Source organism: Amycolatopsis sp. MEPSY49, from assembly GCF_051337345.1.
Taxonomy (GTDB): Bacteria; Actinomycetota; Actinomycetes; order Mycobacteriales; family Pseudonocardiaceae; genus Amycolatopsis.
This window is the reverse complement of the sequence record NZ_JBDLYJ010000004.1, coordinates 241,433-261,361: the sequence shown is the minus strand read 5'-3', so window position 1 is coordinate 261,361 and position 19,929 is coordinate 241,433. Positions and strand designations below refer to the sequence as shown.

General features: G+C 70.0%; 21 protein-coding genes. 12 read left to right on the top strand and 9 right to left on the bottom strand.

Features of this window, described 5'->3' with window-relative positions:
• Positions 1 to 49: 49 nt before the first annotated feature.
• Both ABFJ78_RS20695 and ABFJ78_RS20690 read left to right on the top strand, forming a co-directional pair.
• Complete coding sequence (locus ABFJ78_RS20695) at positions 50 to 2,287, top strand: HelD family protein (RefSeq protein ID WP_436388006.1); 2,238 nt, start codon at positions 50 to 52, stop codon at positions 2,285 to 2,287.
• 10 nt (positions 2,288 to 2,297) lie between these two features.
• Complete coding sequence (locus ABFJ78_RS20690; RefSeq protein ID WP_436388005.1) at positions 2,298 to 2,867, top strand: FKBP-type peptidyl-prolyl cis-trans isomerase; 570 nt, start codon at positions 2,298 to 2,300, stop codon at positions 2,865 to 2,867.
• A 62-nt stretch (positions 2,868 to 2,929) separates the two neighbouring features.
• Here the strand turns inward: ABFJ78_RS20690 and ABFJ78_RS20685 are convergent, their stop codons facing one another.
• Positions 2,930 to 3,898, bottom strand: coding sequence for a quinone oxidoreductase family protein (locus ABFJ78_RS20685; RefSeq protein WP_436388004.1), 969 nt, complete (start codon positions 3,896 to 3,898; stop codon positions 2,930 to 2,932).
• Between the two features lie 92 nt (positions 3,899 to 3,990).
• Here ABFJ78_RS20685 and ABFJ78_RS20680 point away from each other — a divergent pair, with 92 nt between their 5' ends.
• Positions 3,991 to 4,293: a hypothetical protein gene (locus ABFJ78_RS20680; protein WP_436388003.1), complete on the top strand. Its 303-nt coding sequence runs from the start codon at positions 3,991 to 3,993 to the stop codon at positions 4,291 to 4,293.
• On the top strand, positions 4,290 to 5,150 hold the full coding sequence (locus ABFJ78_RS20675; RefSeq protein WP_436388002.1) for an ATP-grasp domain-containing protein: 861 nt from the start codon (positions 4,290 to 4,292) through the stop codon (positions 5,148 to 5,150). Before ABFJ78_RS20680 ends, ABFJ78_RS20675 begins: the two co-directional genes overlap by 4 nt.
• Here ABFJ78_RS20675 and ABFJ78_RS20670 read toward each other — a convergent pair whose 3' ends face one another.
• Positions 5,151 to 5,306, bottom strand: a complete 156-nt coding sequence (locus ABFJ78_RS20670; protein WP_436388001.1) for a hypothetical protein — start codon at positions 5,304 to 5,306, stop codon at positions 5,151 to 5,153.
• A gap of 177 nt (positions 5,307 to 5,483) precedes the next feature.
• Between ABFJ78_RS20670 and ABFJ78_RS20665 the strand changes: the two genes are divergently transcribed.
• Complete coding sequence (locus ABFJ78_RS20665) at positions 5,484 to 6,629, top strand: hypothetical protein (protein ID WP_436388000.1); 1,146 nt, start codon at positions 5,484 to 5,486, stop codon at positions 6,627 to 6,629.
• A 41-nt stretch (positions 6,630 to 6,670) separates the two neighbouring features.
• Here ABFJ78_RS20665 and ABFJ78_RS20660 read toward each other — a convergent pair whose 3' ends face one another.
• The 6 genes from ABFJ78_RS20660 to mptB form a co-directional block, all read right to left on the bottom strand.
• On the bottom strand, positions 6,671 to 6,841 hold the full coding sequence (locus tag ABFJ78_RS20660; RefSeq protein WP_436387999.1) for a hypothetical protein: 171 nt from the start codon (positions 6,839 to 6,841) through the stop codon (positions 6,671 to 6,673).
• A gap of 103 nt (positions 6,842 to 6,944) precedes the next feature.
• Positions 6,945 to 7,868 (bottom strand): acyl-CoA desaturase, encoded by a 924-nt coding sequence (locus tag ABFJ78_RS20655; RefSeq protein ID WP_436387998.1) that lies wholly within the window; start codon positions 7,866 to 7,868, stop codon positions 6,945 to 6,947.
• 49 nt (positions 7,869 to 7,917) lie between these two features.
• Complete coding sequence (locus ABFJ78_RS20650; RefSeq protein ID WP_364446762.1) at positions 7,918 to 8,883, bottom strand: COX15/CtaA family protein; 966 nt, start codon at positions 8,881 to 8,883, stop codon at positions 7,918 to 7,920.
• A 345-nt stretch (positions 8,884 to 9,228) separates the two neighbouring features.
• Positions 9,229 to 9,954: an ABC transporter permease gene (locus ABFJ78_RS20645; protein ID WP_436388415.1), complete on the bottom strand. Its 726-nt coding sequence runs from the start codon at positions 9,952 to 9,954 to the stop codon at positions 9,229 to 9,231.
• 53 nt (positions 9,955 to 10,007) lie between these two features.
• Positions 10,008 to 10,934 (bottom strand): ABC transporter ATP-binding protein, encoded by a 927-nt coding sequence (locus tag ABFJ78_RS20640; protein ID WP_436387997.1) that lies wholly within the window; start codon positions 10,932 to 10,934, stop codon positions 10,008 to 10,010.
• A 6-nt stretch (positions 10,935 to 10,940) separates the two neighbouring features.
• Entirely contained in the window at positions 10,941 to 12,593 is a 1,653-nt protein-coding gene (gene mptB, locus ABFJ78_RS20635) for a polyprenol phosphomannose-dependent alpha 1,6 mannosyltransferase MptB (RefSeq protein WP_436388414.1), read from the bottom strand.
• A gap of 139 nt (positions 12,594 to 12,732) precedes the next feature.
• Between mptB and ABFJ78_RS20630 the strand changes: the two genes are divergently transcribed.
• Genes ABFJ78_RS20630 through ABFJ78_RS20600 form a run of 7 tightly spaced genes read left to right on the top strand, consistent with a single transcriptional unit; the run spans position 12,733 to position 19,130 of the window.
• Positions 12,733 to 13,527: a helix-turn-helix transcriptional regulator gene (locus ABFJ78_RS20630; RefSeq protein ID WP_436388413.1), complete on the top strand. Its 795-nt coding sequence runs from the start codon at positions 12,733 to 12,735 to the stop codon at positions 13,525 to 13,527.
• The gene (gene sufB, locus ABFJ78_RS20625) at positions 13,524 to 14,972 is read left to right on the top strand and encodes a Fe-S cluster assembly protein SufB (protein WP_436387996.1); all 1,449 of its coding nucleotides are present in this window, start codon (positions 13,524 to 13,526) and stop codon (positions 14,970 to 14,972) included. The genes ABFJ78_RS20630 and sufB overlap by 4 nt, the downstream gene beginning before the upstream one ends.
• Before the next feature lie 2 nt (positions 14,973 to 14,974).
• Positions 14,975 to 16,162 (top strand): Fe-S cluster assembly protein SufD, encoded by a 1,188-nt coding sequence (gene sufD, locus ABFJ78_RS20620; protein WP_436387995.1) that lies wholly within the window; start codon positions 14,975 to 14,977, stop codon positions 16,160 to 16,162.
• 29 nt (positions 16,163 to 16,191) lie between these two features.
• Positions 16,192 to 16,962, top strand: coding sequence for a Fe-S cluster assembly ATPase SufC (gene sufC, locus ABFJ78_RS20615; protein ID WP_436387994.1), 771 nt, complete (start codon positions 16,192 to 16,194; stop codon positions 16,960 to 16,962).
• 40 nt (positions 16,963 to 17,002) lie between these two features.
• Complete coding sequence (locus tag ABFJ78_RS20610) at positions 17,003 to 18,292, top strand: cysteine desulfurase (protein WP_436387993.1); 1,290 nt, start codon at positions 17,003 to 17,005, stop codon at positions 18,290 to 18,292.
• Positions 18,289 to 18,738 carry a Fe-S cluster assembly sulfur transfer protein SufU gene (gene sufU / locus ABFJ78_RS20605; protein WP_364446784.1) on the top strand — a complete coding sequence of 150 codons (450 nt, stop codon included), beginning with the start codon at positions 18,289 to 18,291 and terminating at the stop codon, positions 18,736 to 18,738. The genes ABFJ78_RS20610 and sufU overlap by 4 nt, the downstream gene beginning before the upstream one ends.
• Entirely contained in the window at positions 18,735 to 19,130 is a 396-nt protein-coding gene (locus tag ABFJ78_RS20600; protein ID WP_043788253.1) for a metal-sulfur cluster assembly factor, read from the top strand. Before sufU ends, ABFJ78_RS20600 begins: the two co-directional genes overlap by 4 nt.
• Here ABFJ78_RS20600 and ABFJ78_RS20595 read toward each other — a convergent pair.
• Positions 19,120 to 19,914 carry a DUF4184 family protein gene (locus tag ABFJ78_RS20595; protein ID WP_436387992.1) on the bottom strand — a complete coding sequence of 265 codons (795 nt, stop codon included), beginning with the start codon at positions 19,912 to 19,914 and terminating at the stop codon, positions 19,120 to 19,122. The two genes, ABFJ78_RS20600 and ABFJ78_RS20595, sit on opposite strands and share 11 nt — an antisense overlap.
• Between the last annotated feature and the right edge of the window lie 15 nt (positions 19,915 to 19,929).

Sequence of the window (19,929 nt, the reverse complement as noted above, 5' to 3'; positions counted from 1 at the left end):
TCGCCGTTAAACTCGGTTGGCTCTTTTCCTTGAGGCGAAAGCAGGATCTTTGTCTTCGGACGACTTCTCCGCCGAGCTCGCCCGCGAGCAGGCGTACGTCACCACTCTCTACGCGAAGCTCGACGCCGAGCGCGTCGACGCCCAGCGCCGCCTCGACGAGACGTTGCGGTTGACCGGCGGCACCCCGCAGGCCCGCACCGAGCGCGACGTCGCCACCACCCTCTACACCGACCGGCTCGCCCAGCTCGGCTCCGTCGAGCAGGGCCTCGCCTTCGGGCGGCTCGACTTCGTCCCCGAGAGCGCCGAGGAAACCACCTACATCGGCCGCCTCGGGCTCTTCGACGAGGACGACGACTACAAGCCGCTGCTCGTCGACTGGCGGGCGCCCGTCGCGCGGCCCTTCTACCTCGCCACCGCGGCTTCCCCCGAAGGGGTGCGCCGGCGGCGGCACCTGCGGTCGCTGACCCGCAAGGTCACCGGTTTCGACGACGAGATCCTCGACCTCACCGCCGCCGACCAGGGCCAGGACCTCGGGCTGGCCGGCGAGGCCGCGCTGCTGGCCGCGCTCGAACAGCGGCGCACCGGTGAGATGAGCGACATCGTCGCCACCATCCAGGCCGAGCAGGACCGCATCATCCGCGCCCCGCTCGGCGGCGTCATGGTCGTCCAGGGCGGTCCCGGCACCGGCAAGACCGCCGTCGCGCTGCACCGCGCCGCCTACCTGCTCTACACGCACCGCCAGCAGCTCACGACCCGCGGCGTGCTCGTCGTCGGGCCGAACAGCACGTTCCTGCGCTACATCGGCCAGGTGCTGCCCTCGCTCGGCGAGACCGGTGTGCTGCTCGCCACGATCGGGCAGCTCTACCCCGGCCTGGACGCCGACGGCGTCGAGTCCCGCGAAACGGCCGAGGTCAAGGGCCGGCTGGTGATGGCCGACGTGCTTGCCAACGCCGTCCGCGACCGCCAGCGCGTGCCCGAGCCGGTGATGGAGATCGAGTACGAGCACGACGTGCTGCGGCTGGACCGCAAGACCTGCACCGATGCCCGCACCCGCGCCCGCCGTTCGCGGCGCCCGCACAACCCGGCGCGGCGCCTGTTCGTCTCCGACGTCCTCGACGCGCTGACCCGCCAAGCCGCCCGCAAGCTGGGGGAGGACCTCCTCGACGGGCAGGACCTCGCCGACATCCGCGCCGAGCTGGCCGCGGACGAGAACATCGCCGCGGCCCTGAACGAACTGTGGCCGGTGCTGACCCCGGAAGGCGTGCTCGACGACCTGTTCGCCGACCGCGAACGGCTCTCGAGTGCGGCCCGGAAGCTGCTGTCCGCCGAAGATCGTGCCCTTCTGGAAAGCAGCCGCGACGCCCGCTGGACACCCGCCGACGTGCCGCTGCTCGACGAGCTGGCCGAGCTGATCGGCGTCGACGACACCGAGGCCCGCGTCGAGCGCAAACGCCGTGAGCGCGAGGACCGCGCGTACGCCGAGGGCGTGCTCGACATCCTCGAACAGGACGAGGAAATCATCGACGAGGAGCTGCTGCGCGTCTCCGACGTCCTCGACGCCGAGCTGTTCGCCGAGCGCCAGCAGGCGCGCAGCGAGCTGACCGCCGCCCAGCGGGCCGCGCAGGACCGGACCTGGACGTTCGGGCACGTGATCGTCGACGAGGCCCAGGAGCTGTCGGCGATGGACTGGCGGCTGCTCATGCGGCGCTCGCCGAACCGGTCGATGACGCTGGTCGGCGACGTCGCCCAGACCGGGGCGGCCGGGGGCGCGCGGTCGTGGGACGAGGTGCTCTCGCCGTACGTCGAGAACCGGTGGCGCCTCGAAGAGCTGACCGTGAACTACCGCACGCCCGCCGAGATCATGGCGGTCGCGGCGCGGGTCCTGGCGGAGGTTTCCCCGGAGCTGGCGGCGCCGTCTTCGGTGCGGGAGACCGGGGTGCCCCCGTGGTCGGCGCGGCCGGCGTCCCTGGCCGCGGAGCTGCCCGGGCTGGCCGAGCGTGAGCTGTCCGAAGTGGACGGTGGCACGGTGGCCGTCCTGGTGCCCGCCCGGCGGTTCGACGAGGTGTCTTCGTGGCTTTCCGGCCACGACGAACGGCTGAGCGTGCTGACCGTCGAGCGGTCGAAGGGCCTGGAGTTCGACTCGGTGGTGCTGGTCGCGCCGGACGAGGTCGTCTCGGGGTCGCCGCGCGGGCTCAACGACCTGTACGTGGCCCTGACGCGGGCTACGCGGCGGCTCGGCGTGGTCGCCACGGGTGACGACGTCCCGGCACTCTCCGTGCTTGGCTAGGGTGCCTCGCATGCAGAAGATCGGGAAGATCGTGGTCGCCGCCGCGGCGGCGCTGTCGCTGGCCGCGTGCGGTCAGCAGGCCAAGACCGAAACGGCCGCCCCCGCGGGGCCGTCGGTGCCGCCGTCGTCGGCCGCCGCCCAGGCGACCCAGAGCAAGGGCCGCGAGTGCACCGCGGACGACATCAAGACGACGGGCAAGTTCGGCGAGAAGCCGGCGATCACGATCCCCGACGACTGCGACCCGCCGAAGAAGCTGATCACCAAGGACCTGTCCGAGGGCACCGGCGGCGCGGCGAAGGCCGGCCAGCAGTTGAAGATGAACTACCTGCTGGTGACCTGGTCGGACAAGAAGGTCCTGGACAACTCCTACGACCGCGGCGAGACGTTCGACCTCAACCTGGGCGCGGGCGAGGTCATCCCGGGCTGGGACCAGGGCCTGGAAGGCATCAAGCAGGGCGGCCGCCGGCTGCTGATCATCCCGCCGGACCTGGCGTACGGCCAGGGCGGCCGCGGCATCCAGCCGAACGAGACGCTGGTCTTCGTCACCGACGCCGTTTCGGTCCCCGGCAACCAGGGCTGACAAGCGGCACTTTCACGTGAAAGTGCCGCCCCGAGGTGGGCACTTTCACGTGAAAGTGACAGTCAGGGGATGAGCAGGAGCTTGCCGGTGGTGCGGCGGCCCTGCAGGTCCTCGTGGGCCTGGCGGGCGTCGGCCAGGGGGTACTTGCCGCCGATCCGGACGGTCAGGTCGCCCGCCTGGACCGCGTCGAACAGCTCCTTCGACCGCCAGTCGATCTCCTCGCGGGTGCGCGTGTAGTGCGCCGACGTCGGGCGGGTCAGGTACAGCGAGCCGCCCGAGTTGAGGCGCTGCGGGTCGATCGGCGGCACCGGGCCGCTGGCCGCGCCGAACAGCGCGAGCAGGCCGCGGATCTTGAGGCTGGCGAGGCTGCCGTCGACGGTGTCCTTGCCGACGCCGTCGTAGACCACGTCGACGCCCTCGCCGTTCGTCAGCTCGCGGGTGAGCTTGGCGAAGTCGTCGCGGTCGTAGCGGATCACCTCGTCGGCGCCGGCTTCGCGCGCGAGCTTCTCCTTCTCTGCGGTCGACACCGTGCCGATCACGCGGGCGCCGCGCGCCTTGGCCAGCTGGATCAGCAGCAGCCCGACGCCGCCCGCGGCCGCGTGCACCAGCACGTCGTGGCCGGGCTTGACCTCGAACGTCGAGGCGACCAGGTAGTGCGCGGTCATGCCCTGCAGCATCGTCGCGGCGGCGGTTTCCAGGGAGACACCTTCGGGGACCTTGACGGCCATCGACGCGGGGACGAGCTTGCGCGCCGCGTAGCTGCCGAGCGACCCCTGCCAGGCGACGCGGTCACCTTCGTCGAAGCCCGTGTCGGCGCCGGCCTCGACGACCGTGCCCGCGCCCTCGAGGCCGAGGACGAACGGCAGGTCGATGGGGTAGATGCCCTGCCGCTGGTAGGTGTCGATGTAGTTGACCCCGGCCGCGGCGACGTCGACCAGCAGTTCGCCGGCCTGCGGGGCCGCGACGTCCACTTCGGCCGTTTCGAGCACTTCCGGGCCGCCGGTCTTCGTCACCTGCACTGCGGTGGGCATGCGTCCTCCTCGGGTCGGGTTCTCCCGGTAGCAACTATGGCCGACGCCACGCTGTTCCGCGTTCCGGCCGGTAGTTGGTTATCGTTCGGGACGTGGCTGAAACTTCTGAGACCGTGGTCGCGCCGACCAGCGCGCAGCTGGGCGCGGCCCGCAAGTTCGTGAAGGCGCACGGCAAGCCGTCCCGCGCGGTGGTGGAGAACATCGGCCGGGCGGGAGCGCGCGTGGTACTGGTCGGCGCGGACGGCGCGCTGGGTGACGTGGTGGTGCCCAGCGTCGAGACCGGTTCGGCGTTGATCGAGGCGGTCGAGGATCTCGACGCGGCTTCGTGGGACGCGGAGACGGTCAAGCAGACGAAGATCGGCCCGGAGCACCGCCGCAAGATGGCGGGCCGGTGAGCCCCACCGCGATCCTGGTCGGCTGCGCGGAGCTCCCTTCGGGTGACGGCGACGACGACGCCGTGGTGCCCGCGTTGGAGTCGCTGGGCTTCTCGGTGTCCTGGGCGGCGTGGGATTCGTCTTTCGACTTCGCTTCGGCTGACGCGGTGATCCTGCGCGCGACGTGGGACTACGCATCCCGGCGGGCGGAGTTCCTGTCGTGGTGCGAGTCGGTGCCGTCGCTGTACAACTCGGCCGACGTGGTGCGGTGGAACACGGACAAGTCGTACCTGGTGGAGCTGCTCGACGCGGGAGTCGCGGTGGTGCCCACCTCGCTGGTCGCGCCGGGCGAGTCGGCTCGGTTCCCGTCGTCGGACTTCGTGGTGAAGCCCTCGGTGGGCGCGGGTTCCCGAGGAGCGGCTCGGTTCGCTGCGGGTGCTGATGCTTCCGCGCACGTTTCGTCGTTGCACGCCGACGGCCACACGGTGCTGATCCAGCCGTACCAGTCCAGTGTGGACACCGCGGGCGAGCTGGCTTTGGTGTACCTGGGCGGAATCTACTCGCACGCGTTCTCGAAGGGCGCGATGCTGGGGTCCACGATGGACGCTTCCGGCTTGTACCTGTCGGAGACGCTGGCACCGGCGTCCCCGCCCGCGGACGCGGTGGCGTTGGCGGAGGACGTCCTGGACGCGGCGTCGGCGTTGCTGGGAATCCTGCGCGCGGAGCTGCTGTACGCGCGAGTGGACCTGGTCCGCGGCGCGGACGGCAAGCCGTTGCTGCTGGAGCTGGAGCTGACGGAGCCGTCGCTGGGCTTCCGCCAGACGGACCCGGCCGCGGCGCTGCGCTTCGCGTCGGCGGTGCGACAGCAGCTGGCGTAGTCACCGCACGGCGGCCAGCGCGAGGGCGACGATGGCGCCGATGGCGGTCACGGCCAGTGAGCCGGTGAGCAGGTAGAGCCCGCCGACCCCGCTCAGGCCGACTTTGATCGATTCCCGCAGGCGGTGGCTCCGCTTGCTTGTCCTTTCGTCGGTCACTGTGCTACCCCTTTATCGGTGTACTAGTACGCCCCAGGCAATGGTGACCGGTGCTGGGCCCGGCCGGAAGTGATCTTTTGTTTTCGGGCCGAGTTTTTCGTTGCCGGAGTTTTGTCGCCGCGTATCTCGCCGTTGCGGGGGAATTGTCGATCTTCGTCGCGGGGTAGCGGAGGCGTCATGACGATCGGGATGGGCAGCGAACCGGCCGACGAGGCGGCTTCGCGCGCGGAAGTCGAAGCCGCACTGCGCTGGCTGGCGAAGCGTCCGGACGGCGAGCCCCTGCGCTTCCTCCGTGAGGCGATCGACGATCCGGTGAGCGACTCGGCGGTGGTGCTCCGCTCCTTGGTGGCGCCGACCGCGTCGTTGGCGCGTGAAATACGCGCTTTCGCCGTGTGGGGCCTGATCGTCGACGAGATCGGCGCGGCCGGGAGCTCTCGCCGCCACAACACGTTGATGGCAGCGTTCCGGGTGCCGCCGGCGCCAGGCGGAACCGTGTGGAAGGCCACGCTCGGCGACCGCTTCCGGCAGTTGATGCTGCTGCCGGGCGTTTTCGGTGATCCGCCGCCCACCACCACGACGCCGATGCACCAAGCCTGGCGGGACGCGCTCAAGAGCTTGGCGGGCCGTCTGGCGGACAAGCTGGCCGCGGGCGTGGATTGGCGGCCCCGCATCGACATCGGCCGGGCGGCGGTGGAAGTCGTGGAGGAGCGCGTCGCCTGGCGGGCGCGGGCGGCCTCGAGAGGGGCGCAGCAGGTGTTCGTGGAGCGCATGCTCGTCACGGCGGTGATGTACCGCCGGACGATTTGGCGCCGCATCACCGAACGCGACATCATCGCTTGCGAAGACGGCGTCGACGGCTTCGACACGCATGCGGCTATCGGCTGGACGCACGACATGGCGGAGCTGCCGGTGACGGCACTGTGGGCGTGTCGGGTGGTGGCTTCACCCAGGGCGCACCCGGACGACCCGATTCTGGCCCGCTTGAGCTTTCGCCGGACTCTCCGGAAGGGCGAGCGCTACAGCTTCGTTTCCGAGGCGCTCGACGGGCAGCTCGAAGAGGAACGCAGATGGATCAACGTCGACATCGACCACCACGGCATCGCGCCCGGCGGCCTGACGATCCAGGTGAGCTTCGACGCGAAACACCTGCCCGAGGCGTGCTGGTGGTACGCGGAACAGCTGGAATACGAACGGACGCGGAAACCGCCGGAGGGTGATCCGCACCTGCTTCCCGTCGAGGACGGTTTCGTCCGGCACACCTTTGTTGAAGGGTGCCATCCGCGAGAGGACTACGGGATCGCCTTCAGGTGGAAATCCTCGTGACCGACGTTCCATCGGTCACGAGGGATCTCGGTATTCAGAAGTCAGTTCCCGGTATTGCCGCCACCTCCGCCACCCGCGATGACAACGGTGGTGGCCGGCTCCTGGCCGCTCAACGCCGGGGCGATCACCCCGGCCACGGTGAGGATCAGAGCAATCCCGGCGGCAACCCGCCGGATTTTTCCGCGCCTGCCGTTGTCGATGTGCTTGGCCACGATTCTCCTTCGGTGGGTGTGAAAGTTGGCTCACCGTAAGGGAACGCGAGCGACACGATCGAGCGAGTCATCTCTCGATCGTGTCAGCGTGCGCACGTTATGCTCATGCGCTTGAGCGCTTGGCGGCCAACCGGTCAGCCCGCGGCCACCGCACATCGGTCGCCCAACCAAGCTGTTCAAACGTCCGGATCACCCGCGCCGAAACGTCCACCTGACCCCGCAACACCCCGTGCCGCGCGCAAGTCGGATCGGCGTGGTGCGAATTGTGCCAAGACTCGCCCATGGACAAAAGGGCAAGCGGCCAAAAGTTCGCCGCCTTGTCACGCGAAGCGAACGGCCGTTCCCCGATCAGGTGACAAATCGAATTCACCGACCAGGACACGTGGTGCAGGAAAGCGATCCGCACCAACCCGGCCCAGAAGAACGCCGTCACGACACCCCACCACGACCACGACAGCAACCCGCCCAGCACCGCCGGCAGGGCCAGGCTCAACGTGATCCACAGCCAGAAGTACCGGTTCACCACCCGCAGATCGCGGTCCGCCACCAGGTCGGGCGCGAACCGGTCCGCGTTGGTCACCTCGCGCGAAAACATCCACCCCATGTGCGCGTGCCAGAACCCGCGCAGCAACGCCGAAGGGGACGTCCCGAACAGCCACGGCGAATGCGGATCACCCTCCCGGTCCGCGAACGCGTGGTGCCGCCGATGGCTCGCCACCCAGAAGATCACCGACCCCTGGACCGCCATGCTCCCCGCCACCGCCAACGCGATCCGCAGCGGCCGGGACGCCTTGAACGCCCCGTGCGTGAAATAGCGGTGGTAACCGACCGTCACGCCGAGCGTCGCGAACACGTAGAACGCCGCCGCCAAGGCCAGGTCGATCCAGGTCATTCCCCAGCCCCACACCAGCGGGACCGCGATCAGGAGCGCCGCGAACGGCACCAGCAGGAACGTCTTCAGCACCAGCATCTCGCCGGTGCCGCGGCGGTGGGAGATGAGCGGCTTGGGCGCGGAGCGCGTCGTCATGGGGCGGACCGTAGCCGCGGTGTGTTACGGCCGGGTGGCCGCCGGTTGCTCAGGCGGTGGCGAGTTCCTTAGGCGCCGCCGTCAGCGAGACCACCGGGCCGCGGTCGCGGCTGCCCACCCACAGCGACGCCGTCGCGATGATCACCGCCATCGCGCCGAGCACGTGGAACGACACCATCGCCTCCGGCACGCCCAGCGCGTACTGCAGCGAACCGAGCCCGCCCTGCGCCACCGCGACCACCCAGACCACGATGTAGCGCTGCCAGAGGCCCTTCGGCGCGCCGATGCGCATCAGCTGGAGGCCGAACACCGCGAGCAGCAGCAGGTAGAGCACCAGCAGGCCGCCGTGGACCTGGGCGAGCGACTCCACCGGGGCGTCGAGGCGGTGGGTGTTGATGTCGCCGCTGTGGGGGCCGGCGCCGGTCACCGTCGTGCCCGCCGCGAGGACCAGCCACATCACCACGGCCAGTGCCACCAGGATGCCCCGGCCGGACGCGGGGACCAGCGAGCGCGCGGGCTCGTCGCCTTCGCGGAACGCGCGCAGCAGCAGGACCGCGAGCCACACCAGGGGAGTGGTGGCGAGGAAGTGGATCGCGACGGTCCACCACTCGAGCTTCGCGAGCACAGTCATTCCGCCGACGACGGCCTGCAGCACGACGCCGCCGGGCATCGTCCAGGCCAGCTTCACCAGGCGCTTGCGGGAGGGGTGGTCGATCTGCACGCGCCACGCGGTGATGACGGCGATGGCGGCGACGACGATGACGACACCGGTCAGCAGCCGGTTGCCGAACTCGATCCACTGGTTGAGGGCGTCGATGCCGGAGTCGTGCTTGGGGACGAGGCTGCCGGCGACGCACTGCGGCCAGGTCGGGCAGCCGAGGCCCGAGCCGGTGACGCGCACGATGGAGCCGGTGACGCCGATCAGCGCCTGCGCGACGACGGCGGCGATCCCGACGGCCCGCTGCACGGCGGCGGACGGAAACGGCAGGCGGGCGACGAGGCTGGTGAACGGCACCCATCGATGGTAGAGCGCCGGGAAACGCGGCTTTCGGCAGGTCCCGGCGCCCAGAAACCCGCGAAGAGTGCAAGGGACCAAGGTCACGCAAAGGCCTCCGAACAGAGGTCCCGGCAAAGTCACAGCGCACCTTCAGGCGCAAAGGGACGTGAACGGCAGCCAAGGAGAGAACCGGCACCCCACCCAGACCCGGCCCACCGCCCCGATCCGAAGCCAGGACACGGACGGCAGTGCCGGGTCAAGGCACGCTTTCCCGCCTTGACGCGGTGCTGCCGTCCGTAGTCACAATCGGCGAGCGGGGTGGCGGGCCCCACGAGCGCAGAAACAAGAATTCGCCGAAAACGCTCAGGTGAGCTTGGTCGTCCGCGAAGCCAACGCGCCCGCGAGGACAGCCCACACCGCCAGCACCACCATCGGCCCCGGCGCGAAAGCCCCGTCCACCAAAGCGGACCGCATCCCCTCCGCCAGCGCCCCCGACGGCAGCAGCTCCACCACGCGAGCCAGCCCGGATGGCAACGACGACGGCGCCAGCAAGATCCCCCCGGCCAGCAACAACACGAACCACACGATGTTCGCCAAGGCCAGCACCGCTTCGGCCCGCAACGCGCCGCCCAAAAGAACGCCTAAAGCCCCGAAAGCAAGCGTCCCCAGCACCAGCAAGAGCACAGCCGAGAAGAGGCCGGACAGCGAGGGCGACCACCCCAGGAACGCCGCCACCACACCGATGATCACCGACTGCAGCACGACCACCACGAGCGCGGCGATCAGCCGTCCCGCCACCAGCAGCCACCGCGGCAACGCCGTCGCCGACAACCGCTTCAGCACTCCGTACCGGCGGTCGAAGCCCAGGGCGATCGCCTGGCCCGTGAACGCCGAGGACATCACCGCCAGCGCCAGGATGCGGGGCGTGATCCAGTCCACTTTGGACGTCGAACCAAGCTGCGCGGAAGGGAGGATGTCCAGCAGCGACAGCCCGATCAGCAACGCCAACGGAATCAACAGGGTGAGCAGCACCTGCTCGCCGTGGCGCAACGTCAAGCTCGCCTCGACGCGCGCGTGCGTGCGCAGCATGCGGCCGAGGGAGCCGCGCCCCGGGGCCGGGGTGAACGTGCCAGGAGCAAAAGTCACGCCCGCAGCTCCCGTCCGGTCAGCTCGAGGAAGACCTCTTCGAGCGTCCGCTTGCCGACCTGCAGCTCCTCCGGCAGGACGCCCTGCTGCGCGCACCACGCCGTGACCGTCGACACCACCTGCGGGTCGACCGACCCGACCACGACGTACGTTCCCGGCGCCGACTCGCGCACCGCGTAGCCCTCCGGCAACGCCGCCGTCAGCAACGCCGTGTCCAGCCGCGTGCGGGCCTTGAACCGCAGGCCCGCGTTGCCGCTCTCGTCCACCGTCAACGACTGCGGCGCACCCGAGACGACGACCTTGCCGTGGTCCACGATCACCACCGTGTCGGCCAGTGCCTCGGCCTCTTCCATCAGGTGCGTGGTCAGCAGCACCGAAACGCCGTCGCGGCGCAACGCCGACAGCAGGTCCCACACCAGGCGGCGGGCCTGGGGGTCCATGCCCGCGGTCGGCTCGTCGAGGAACACCAGCTCGGGCCGCCCGACCAGGGCGCACGCCAGCGAAAGCCGCTGCTGCTGCCCGCCGGACAGGCGCTTGAACGGAGTCCGCCGGACCGAAGCCAGCCCGAGGACCTCCAGCAGCCAGGCCGGGTCCAGCGGGGACGCCGCGCACGAGGCCACCAGGTTGAGCATCTCGTCGGCGCGGACGCCGGGGTACGCGCCGCCGCCCTGGGGCATGATCCCGACGCGGGGGCGCAGCTCCGCCGACTCGCGGACCGGGTCGAGGCCGAGCACGCGCACCGAACCGGCGTCAGCGCGGAGGAAGCCTTCGCAGACCTCGACGGTGGTGGTCTTGCCGGCCCCGTTCGGGCCGAGCAGGGCGAGCAGGCTGCCGCGCTCCATCCGCAGGTCGAGACCGTCGACCGCGCGGGTGGAGCCGTAGCTTTTCACCAGCCCGGTGATCTCGACGGCGGGGGCACTCACATCGGGTCACGATACGGGCTCGGCCCGCGCGGGCAGCCGCGGGGACGGCCTGGAGAGCAAGACGGGAGCGAGGCGCCGCACGATCAGCATCCCGCCGCCGCACACGACCACCGCCGCGCCGTAGGCGAACGGCAGCACGTACGGGCGGCCGTCGAACGTGCTGCCGGTGGGCGGCAGCAGGAACGGCAGCGCGGCGGACAGCACCGCCGCGGCCACCCGGAAGCGGGACGTCCCGGCCGCCGCGGCCAGCGGGATCACCGCCCACAGCACGTACCAGGGCTGCAGGTTGATCTGCAGGATCATCACCGCGCCGAGGGAGACGCCGAGGCCGATGATCGGCCGGTAGCGCCACTTGAAGCTGTCCCACAGGAACTTGAAGGTGATCGCGACGGCCACGAGGTAGCCGAGCGCGCCGAGGATCGGCACCAGGCCGTTGGTGTGGTTGCCGAGCCCGAGCGCGATGCCGAGGACGCCGGAGAGGTTGGCCAGCTCGGCGGTGGGGGAGATCCAGGAGCGCACCAGGCCGGGGGTGTTGAACGTCGCGCCGACCCAGCCGAAGCCGAGCCCGGTGCCGAAGCACACGGCGACCAGGACCAGGCCGAACCACGCCGCCATCGGCGCGCCCGCGTAGAAGAGGTCCTTGAGCCGGCCGTGCCAGCGCCGCGCCACCATCACGGCGAAGAAGGGCAGCGCGAACACCGCGGGCAGCTTCACCGCGACGCCGAGGGTGATGATCGCCACGCCGAGGCCGATGTACAGCAGCTCCCCGCGCGCGAGCGGTGGTGGCGTGTCGCCCTTCACCCGGATCGGCAGCCGCCGGATGCCGACCTCGAGGCCGGCGAGCATCAGGCCGACGGCGAGCGCGTCGTTGTGGGCGCCGGCGACGAAGTGGAAGATCAGCAGCGGGTTCAGCGCGCCGAGCCACAGCGCGGTCGCGGGCTGGACGCCGAAGCGGCGGGCCAGCCGGGGCAGCGCCCAGACGATGAGGACGACGCCGGCGAGCGCGAGCAGCCGCTGCAGCAGCACGCCGACGGCGATGCTGTTGCCGGCCAGCGGGGCCAGCCAGCCGCCGAGGCGCAGCACCAGCGGCCCGTACGGCGCCGGCGTCTCGCGCCACATGTTCGACACGCCCGCGGTGAACGGGTCGGCGACGCCGAGGGCCTGCGCCGGGCCGAGCACGTACGGGTCCATCCCGCGGTGCACGATCTCGCTCTGCGCGAGGTAGCTGTAGACGTCACGGGAGAACAGTGGCGGGATGACCAGCAGCGGCAGCACCCACAGCGCGATGGTCCGGGCGAGCTGGCCCTGGGAGGCGAGCCGGGTGCGGTCGGGGCGGGCGAACTTGCCGAGCATCAGCCAGCTCAGCACCAGGATGCCCATCCCGGAGATGGCGATGGCCAGCGACACCGTCGGGATCCGGGTGAACAGCCGCAGCACCGGGATCTCCTGCACCGGGTTGATCACCGGGGCGGCGCCGGCGCCCAGGGACCCCAGGGCGAGGAAGAGCGACCCGACCGTGCCGAAGCGGCGGACGACGTTCAGCCCGCGGCGCTCGTCGGCCTCGAGAGGCAGCGGCTCCAGGGGGTGGACGGGCGAAAGCGTGACGGGGTGCGCACTGTCGGTCGCGACGACCGCCGCCTGCTGGTCCTGTTCACCCACTGCCACGGGTGCAGGGTATCGGGGTCGCCGAGGAGTGAGTCGGGTCACTGCCGGAGACTCCGCCTTTGCGGGTCATCCGGAAATAAGACACACTTGTGTTGTGAAAAAGACGGAGGCGGGTGACCAGGCGGGCGGCGACATGCCCCGCGCCGCGCACCCGCACGTCCCGTCGCAGGTCAGCGCCGAGGGCAAGACCCGGCACGAGGTCGCCCGGCTGCTGCTGGAACAGGGTCCCATGACCGCCGTCGTGGTCGCCGAGCAGCTGGGGATCAGCCCGACGGCCGTTCGCCGGCACCTCGACGCGCTGCTCGCCGACGGCGAGGCCGAGACCCGCGACGCACCCCGCCGCGGACCCCGGGGCCGGGGTCGTCCGGCGAAGCTCTTCCTGCTCACCGAGCCCGGCCGCGCGCGGTTCGGGCACGCCTACGACGACCTGGCCGTGTCGGCCATCCGCTTCCTGGCCGAGCACGCCGGGGAGGACGCCGTCCGCGCCTTCGCCGAGCGCCGCATCGAGAAGCTGGTCGGCCCGCACCGCTCCGCGATCACCGGATCGAGTGATCCCGCGGCGCGCGCGGAGGCCCTGGCGACCGCGCTGACCAGGGAGGGCTACGCTGCGTCGACCCGTCAGGTCGGTGCTGGTGCCTCGGAAAAACCGGCACCGGGTCAGAACGTCGGGGCGCAGCTTTGCCAGCACCACTGCCCGGTCGCCCACGTGGCCGCGGAGTTCCCGCAGCTCTGCGAGGCCGAGACCGAGGCGTTCGCCGAGCTGCTGGGCACCCACGTCCAGCGGCTGGCGACCATCGCGCGCGGTGACTCCGCGTGCACCACCCACGTACCCGTCACGGCGGGTCAGCCGGCCCATCCCGAGCCGGTGAGAACGGTGTCCCCCGAGGGGCACACAGCACGGATCCCGAATGGAGGGAAACCCGCATGACTGCCGCTGCCGAGCAGCGCACTCCCACCACCGCGCCACTGAGCCAGGAAGAGACCATCGAGTCCCTTGGCAAGTACGCGTTCGGCTGGGCCGACTCCGACGAAGCGGGCGCCAGCGCCCGTCGCGGGCTGAACGAGGACGTCGTCACCGACATCTCCTCGAAGAAGTCCGAGCCGGAGTGGATGCGCGAAGCGCGACTGAAGGCGCTCAAGCTCTTCGAGAAGAAGCCTATGCCCAACTGGGGTGCGGACCTCTCCGGGATCGACTTCGAGAACATCAAGTACTTCGTGCGGTCCACGGAGAAGCAGGCCACCTCCTGGGAGGAACTGCCCGAGGACATCAAGAACACGTACGACAAGCTCGGCATCCCCGAGGCGGAGAAGCAGCGCCTCGTCGCCGGTGTCGCCGCGCAGTACGAGTCCGAGGTCGTCTACCACCAGATCCGCGAGGACCTGGAGGAGCAGGGCGTCCTGTTCCTGGACACCGACTCCGCGCTCAAGGAGCACCCGGAGCTGTTCCGGGAGTACTTCGGCTCGGTCATCCCGGCCGGCGACAACAAGTTCTCCGCGCTGAACACGGCGGTGTGGTCCGGCGGCTCGTTCATCTACGTGCCGAAGGGCGTGCACGTCGAGATCCCGCTGCAGGCCTACTTCCGGATCAACACCGAGAACATGGGCCAGTTCGAGCGCACCCTGATCATCGTCGACGAAGGTGCCTACGTGCACTACGTCGAGGGTTGCACGGCGCCGATCTACCAGTCCGACTCGCTGCACTCGGCGGTCGTGGAGATCATCGTCAAGAAGGGCGCCCGCTGCCGCTACACGACCATCCAGAACTGGTCGAACAACGTCTACAACCTGGTCACCAAGCGCGCCAAGTGCGAAGAGGGCGCGACCATGGAATGGATCGACGGCAACATCGGTTCCAAGGTGACGATGAAGTACCCGTCGGTGTTCCTCATGGGCGAGCACGCCAAGGGCGAGGTCCTGTCGGTCGCGTTCGCGGGCGAGGGCCAGCACCAGGACGCGGGCGCCAAGATGGAGCACCTCGCGCCGTACACCTCCTCGACCATCGTGTCGAAGTCGGTGGCGCGCGGCGGCGGCCGCACTTCGTACCGCGGCCTGGTCCGCGTGGCGAAGCGGGCGCACCACTCGCGCTCCAGCGTGGTCTGCGACGCGTTGCTGGTGGACACCATCTCGCGCTCGGACACGTACCCGTACGTGGACATCCGCAACGACGAGGTGTCCATGGGCCACGAGGCCACGGTGTCCAAGGTCAGCGAGGACCAGCTGTTCTACCTGATGTCGCGCGGTCTCGACGAGGCCGAGGCGATGGCGATGATCGTGCGCGGCTTCGTGGAGCCGATCGCCCGTGAGCTGCCGATGGAGTACGCGCTCGAGCTGAACCGCCTGATCGAGCTCCAGATGGAAGGGTCCGTCGGCTAGTCATGTCGGTTACCGAGAACAACGTTTCCGAAGCTCTCCGCGAGGGGGCGGTCATCCCGGCCGCCTCCCGCGCGGAGCGCTTCACCTCCTACGACGTCGAGGCCTTCGAGGTCCCCGGCGGCCGTGAGGAGAACTGGCGCTTCACGCCGATGAAGCGCCTCCGCGGCCTCCACGACGGCAGCGCCACCGCCACCGGCGAGATCACGCTCGAAGCCGAGGCCGCGCCCGAGCTGAAGATCGAGACCGTCGGCCGCGACGACGAGCGGCTCGGCGCCGCCGGCGTCCCGAGCGACCGGATCGCCGCGCAGGCGTACTCCGCGTTCCAGAAGGCCACCGTCGTGACGGTGCCGAAGGAGACGAAGGCGTCGAAGCCGTCCGTGCTGCGGATCCACGGCCCGGGCGAGGGCCAGGTCGCCTACGGGCACCTGCAGGTCCGCGCCGAGGCGTTCGCCGAAGCCGTGATCGTGCTCGACCACGTCGGCTCCGGCACCTACGCCGACAACGTCGAGTTCGTCATCGGCGACGGCGCCAAGGTCACCGTGGTCAGCGTCCAGGACTGGGCCGACGACGCCGTGCACGTCTCCGAACAGCACCTGAAGCTGGGCCGCGACGCCACGCTGCGGCACACCGTGATCACCCTCGGCGGTGACCTGGTCCGCGTCTCGCCGACGGCGACCTTCGCCGACAAGGGCGGCGACGTCGAGATGCTCGGCGTCTACTTCGCGGACAAGGGCCAGCACCAGGAGCACCGGCTCTTCGTCGACCACGCGGTGCCGAACTGCAAGTCGCGCGTGATGTACAAGGGCGCGCTGCAGGGCAGTGCAGGAGATGGGCCTGACGCGCACACCGTGTGGATTGGCGACGTCCTGATCCGCGCCGCGGCCGAGGCCACCGACACCTACGAGCTCAACCGCAACCTGGTGCTCACCCCGGGCGCCCGCGCGGACTCGGTGCCGAACCTCGAGATCGAGACCGGCGAGATCGAAGGCGCCGGCCACGCGAGCGCGACGGGAAGGTTCGACGACGAGCAGTTGTTCTACCTCCAGTCGCGCGGGATCGCCGAAGAAGCCGCGCGGCGCTTGGTCGTGCGCGGGTTCTTCCACGAGATCCTGGTGAAGATCGACGTCCCCGAGGTGCGCGAGCGCCTCGAAGCCGCGATCGAAGCCGAACTCGAAGCCGTCGGTGCCTGACCGCCCTCTCTGACTTAGGAAACGAAGAAATGGCTACCCTGGAAATCAAGGACCTCCACGCCTCGGTCACGACCGACGAGGGCGCCAAGGAGATCCTCAAGGGCGTCAACCTGACGATCAAGTCGGGCGAGACGCACGCGATCATGGGCCCGAACGGCTCGGGCAAGTCCACGCTGTCCTACGCGATCGCCGGGCACCCGAAGTACGAAGTCACCTCCGGTGAGGTGCTGCTCGACGGCGAGAACGTCCTCGAGATGAGCGTCGACGAGCGCGCCCGCGCGGGCCTGTTCCTCGCGATGCAGTACCCGGTCGAGGTCCCCGGCGTCTCCATGTCCAACTTCCTCCGCACCGCGGCCACCGCGGTCCGTGGCGAGGCCCCCAAGCTGCGCCACTGGGTCAAGGAGGTCAAGGAGGAGATGGGCAAGCTCGAGATCTCGCAGGAGTTCGCCGAGCGCTCGGTCAACGAGGGCTTCTCCGGCGGCGAGAAGAAGCGCCACGAGATCCTGCAGCTGGCGCTGCTCAAGCCGAAGTTCGCCATCCTCGACGAGACCGACTCCGGCCTGGACGTCGACGCCCTGCGCGTCGTGTCCGAGGGTGTCAACGCGTACAAGGCTTCGAGCGAGGTCGGCGTCATGCTGATCACGCACTACACCCGGATCCTCCGCCACATCACGCCGGACTTCGTGCACGTCTTCGCCGGCGGCAAGATCGTCGAGTCGGGCGGCAAGGAGCTGGCGGACGAGCTGGAGGAGCACGGCTACGTCAAGTACGCCGGCAAGCCCGAGCCGGCCGCGCTCTGACGCTTTTCCCAGTACACCGAGAATGAGAGGAGTCGGCCCGATGACCACCACCTCGGCCAGCTCTTTGCCACTGGACGTGGCGGCCCTGAGGGCCGACTTCCCCATCCTGTCGCGCACCGTCCGCGACGGGAAACCCTTGGTGTACCTGGACTCCGGGGCGACGTCGCAACGGCCGGAAGCGGTGCTCGACGCCGAACGGCACTACGTCGTCACGTCGAACGCCGCCGTCCACCGCGGCGCGCACCAGCTGTCCGAAGAGGCCACCGACGCCTACGAGTCCGCCCGGGCGAAGATCGCCGAGTTCGTCGGCGCCGACCCCGAGGAGCTGGTGTTCACCAAGAACGCCACCGAGGGCATCAACCTGGTCGCCTACTCGTTCGGCAACGCCGCCACCGCCGGCCCGGAAGCGGCGCGCTTCGTCGTCGGGCCGGGTGACGAGATCGTCGTCACCGAGATGGAGCACCACGCGAACCTCGTGCCGTGGCAGCAGCTGTGCCAGCGCACCGGGGCGACGCTGAAGTGGTTCAAGGTCACCGAAGACGGCCGCCTCGATCTGTCCGATGTGGACGAGCTGATCACCGACCGCACGAAGGTGGTCGCGTTCGCGCACCAGTCCAACGTGCTCGGCACGGTGAACCCGGTTTCGCTGTTGGTGGAGAAGGCCAAGGCCGTCGGCGCGTTCACCGTGCTCGACGCCTGTCAGTCGGTGCCGCACTTCCCGGTGGACTTCCACGCGCTGGGCGTCGACTTCGCCGCGTTCTCCGGGCACAAGATGCTCGGCCCGTCCGGCATCGGCGTCCTCTATGGACGGACTGAGCTGCTCGAAGCGATGCCGCCGTTCCTCACCGGCGGGTCGATGATCGAGATGGTCCGCATGGAGGGCTCGACCTTCGCGCCGCCGCCGCAGCGGTTCGAGGCAGGCGTCCCGATGACGTCGCAGGCCATCGGCCTCGGCGCGGCCGTCGACTACCTCTCGGCCATCGGCATGGACCGGATCGCGGCGCACGAGCACGAGCTCGCCGCGGCGGCCATCGAGGGCATCTCCGCGATCCCCGGCGTCCGGATCATCGGGCCGACGGACCTGAAGGACCGTGGCGCGACCGTGTCGTTCGTGATCGACGGCGTGCACCCGCACGACGCCGGCCAGGTGCTCGACAGCCTCGGCATCGCCGTCCGCGTCGGCCACCACTGCGCGTGGCCGCTGCACCGCGCCTGCAACGCGCAGGCGACCGTGCGCGCGTCGTTCTACCTCTACAACGAGCTGTCCGAAGTGGACGCGCTCGTCGCGGGCATCCGCGAGGCGCAGAAGTTCTTCGGGGTGGCGCAGTGAACCTGGAGAGCATGTACCAGGAGATCATCCTGGACCACTACAAGAACCCGCACGGGCGCGGCCTGCGCGACCCGTTCGACGCCGAGTCGTTCCAGGTCAACCCGACCTGTGGCGACGAGGTGACGCTGCGGGTCAAGGTCGACGACGGGAAGGTCGCCGACGTCTCCTACGACGGCCAGGGCTGTTCGATCAGCCAGGCTTCGACGTCGGTCTTGACGGATCTCGTCGTCGGCCACACGATCGAGGAGGCGTTCACCACCATGGACGCCTTCGTGGAACTGATGCAGGGCAAGGGAAAGGTCGAGCCGGACGAGGACGTGCTGGAGGACGGGGTCGCCTTCGCCGGCGTCGCCAAGTACCCCGCCCGCGTCAAGTGCGCCCTCCTCGGCTGGATGGCTTTCAAGGACGCCGTCGCCCGGACGACCAGTGGAGCTGAAAAGGCATGACCGAAGACACCGCGACCCGTGAGGGGCGGACCGCCGCCGACCTCGACGCCGAGACCACCGCGAAGCAGGACCTCGACCTCGCCAAGATCGAGGACGTCGAGGAAGCCATGCGCGACGTCGTCGACCCCGAGCTCGGCATCAACGTCGTCGACCTCGGCCTGGTCTACGACATCCGCGTCGAGCCGGACAACACGGCGACCCTCGACATGACCCTGACGTCCGCGGCCTGCCCGCTGACCGACGTCATCGAGGACCAGACGAACGCCGCGCTCACCAGCGGCGGCCTCGTCAAGGACTTCCGGATCAACTGGGTCTGGATGCCGCCGTGGGGCCCGGAGAAGATCACCGAGGACGGCCGCGAGCAGCTGCGCGCCCTCGGCTTCACCGTCTGACTTCTCGCGCATCGAGCGGGTCACCTTCCGAGGTGGCCCGCTTTGTGTATAACGCCCTATACCGCGCGTGCCAGATCAGCGCGTAGAGGCCGAGCGCGGCCAAGAACCCGCTGCAGGCGCCGGTGACCAGCAGGTACGTCGCGTTGCCGACCACGCCCGCGCGGGTCATCGGGTCGTGGTGGGCCAGGAACGGCAGCACCTGTGCCAGGACGCCGGTGAGTGCGCCGGCCGCCAGGAGTGCCGTGACGGCCTTGCGGTGCCGGGTGCCCGGCGGGACCGGCCGGGTGGGCGCGGCGCGGTACCAGCGGACGAGCCACCACGCGAGGACGGCGGCACCGGCGATCGTGCTGATCAGCTGGATCAGCCGTCCGACGTCGACGCCGGTGACGATCGGGATCTTGAGGAACGGCAGCCCGCCGCTTTCGTGGGTGAACATGTCCCAGCCGACGTGCGTGGCGGCGCCGAGGACCAGCGACAGGGCGATCCAGCCCGGCCGCCTCCAGCTGAACTGGCGGGGGAGCCGTTCGGCCAGGGGTTTCGGCGCCAGGGCCAGCAGCGGCCGCTTCAAAACGGTCTGGAAGACCGCGAGCAGGACGAGGGCGATCAGCGGGTCGAGCCACAGCACCGACGCGAATTCGTGCGTCTTCGTCAAGCCGACGCCGGGCAGCCGCGGCACGAACCAGAAGACGTCCGGCGCCACCGACCCGGCCACGAGCGCGGAGGGAACCAGGGGACGCCTGGCCAGCGGGAGCACGGCGGCCGGATGACTCAGCGTGAACGGCACGGGAGCTAGTATCCC

Coding starts and splice junctions, on each gene's coding strand:
- ABFJ78_RS20610 (WP_436387993.1), top strand. CDS start 17,003: ATGACCACCACCTCGGCCAGCTCTTTGCCACTGGACGTGGCGGCCCTG.
- sufC (WP_436387994.1), top strand. CDS start 16,192: ATGGCTACCCTGGAAATCAAGGACCTCCACGCCTCGGTCACGACCGAC.
- ABFJ78_RS20690 (WP_436388005.1), top strand. CDS start 2,298: ATGCAGAAGATCGGGAAGATCGTGGTCGCCGCCGCGGCGGCGCTGTCG.
- sufB (WP_436387996.1), top strand. CDS start 13,524: ATGACTGCCGCTGCCGAGCAGCGCACTCCCACCACCGCGCCACTGAGC.
- ABFJ78_RS20685 (WP_436388004.1), bottom strand. CDS start 3,898: ATGCCCACCGCAGTGCAGGTGACGAAGACCGGCGGCCCGGAAGTGCTC.
- ABFJ78_RS20600 (WP_043788253.1), top strand. CDS start 18,735: ATGACCGAAGACACCGCGACCCGTGAGGGGCGGACCGCCGCCGACCTC.
- ABFJ78_RS20665 (WP_436388000.1), top strand. CDS start 5,484: ATGACGATCGGGATGGGCAGCGAACCGGCCGACGAGGCGGCTTCGCGC.
- ABFJ78_RS20645 (WP_436388415.1), bottom strand. CDS start 9,954: ATGCTGCGCACGCACGCGCGCGTCGAGGCGAGCTTGACGTTGCGCCAC.
- ABFJ78_RS20630 (WP_436388413.1), top strand. CDS start 12,733: ATGCCCCGCGCCGCGCACCCGCACGTCCCGTCGCAGGTCAGCGCCGAG.
- sufD (WP_436387995.1), top strand. CDS start 14,975: ATGTCGGTTACCGAGAACAACGTTTCCGAAGCTCTCCGCGAGGGGGCG.
- ABFJ78_RS20655 (WP_436387998.1), bottom strand. CDS start 7,868: ATGACGACGCGCTCCGCGCCCAAGCCGCTCATCTCCCACCGCCGCGGC.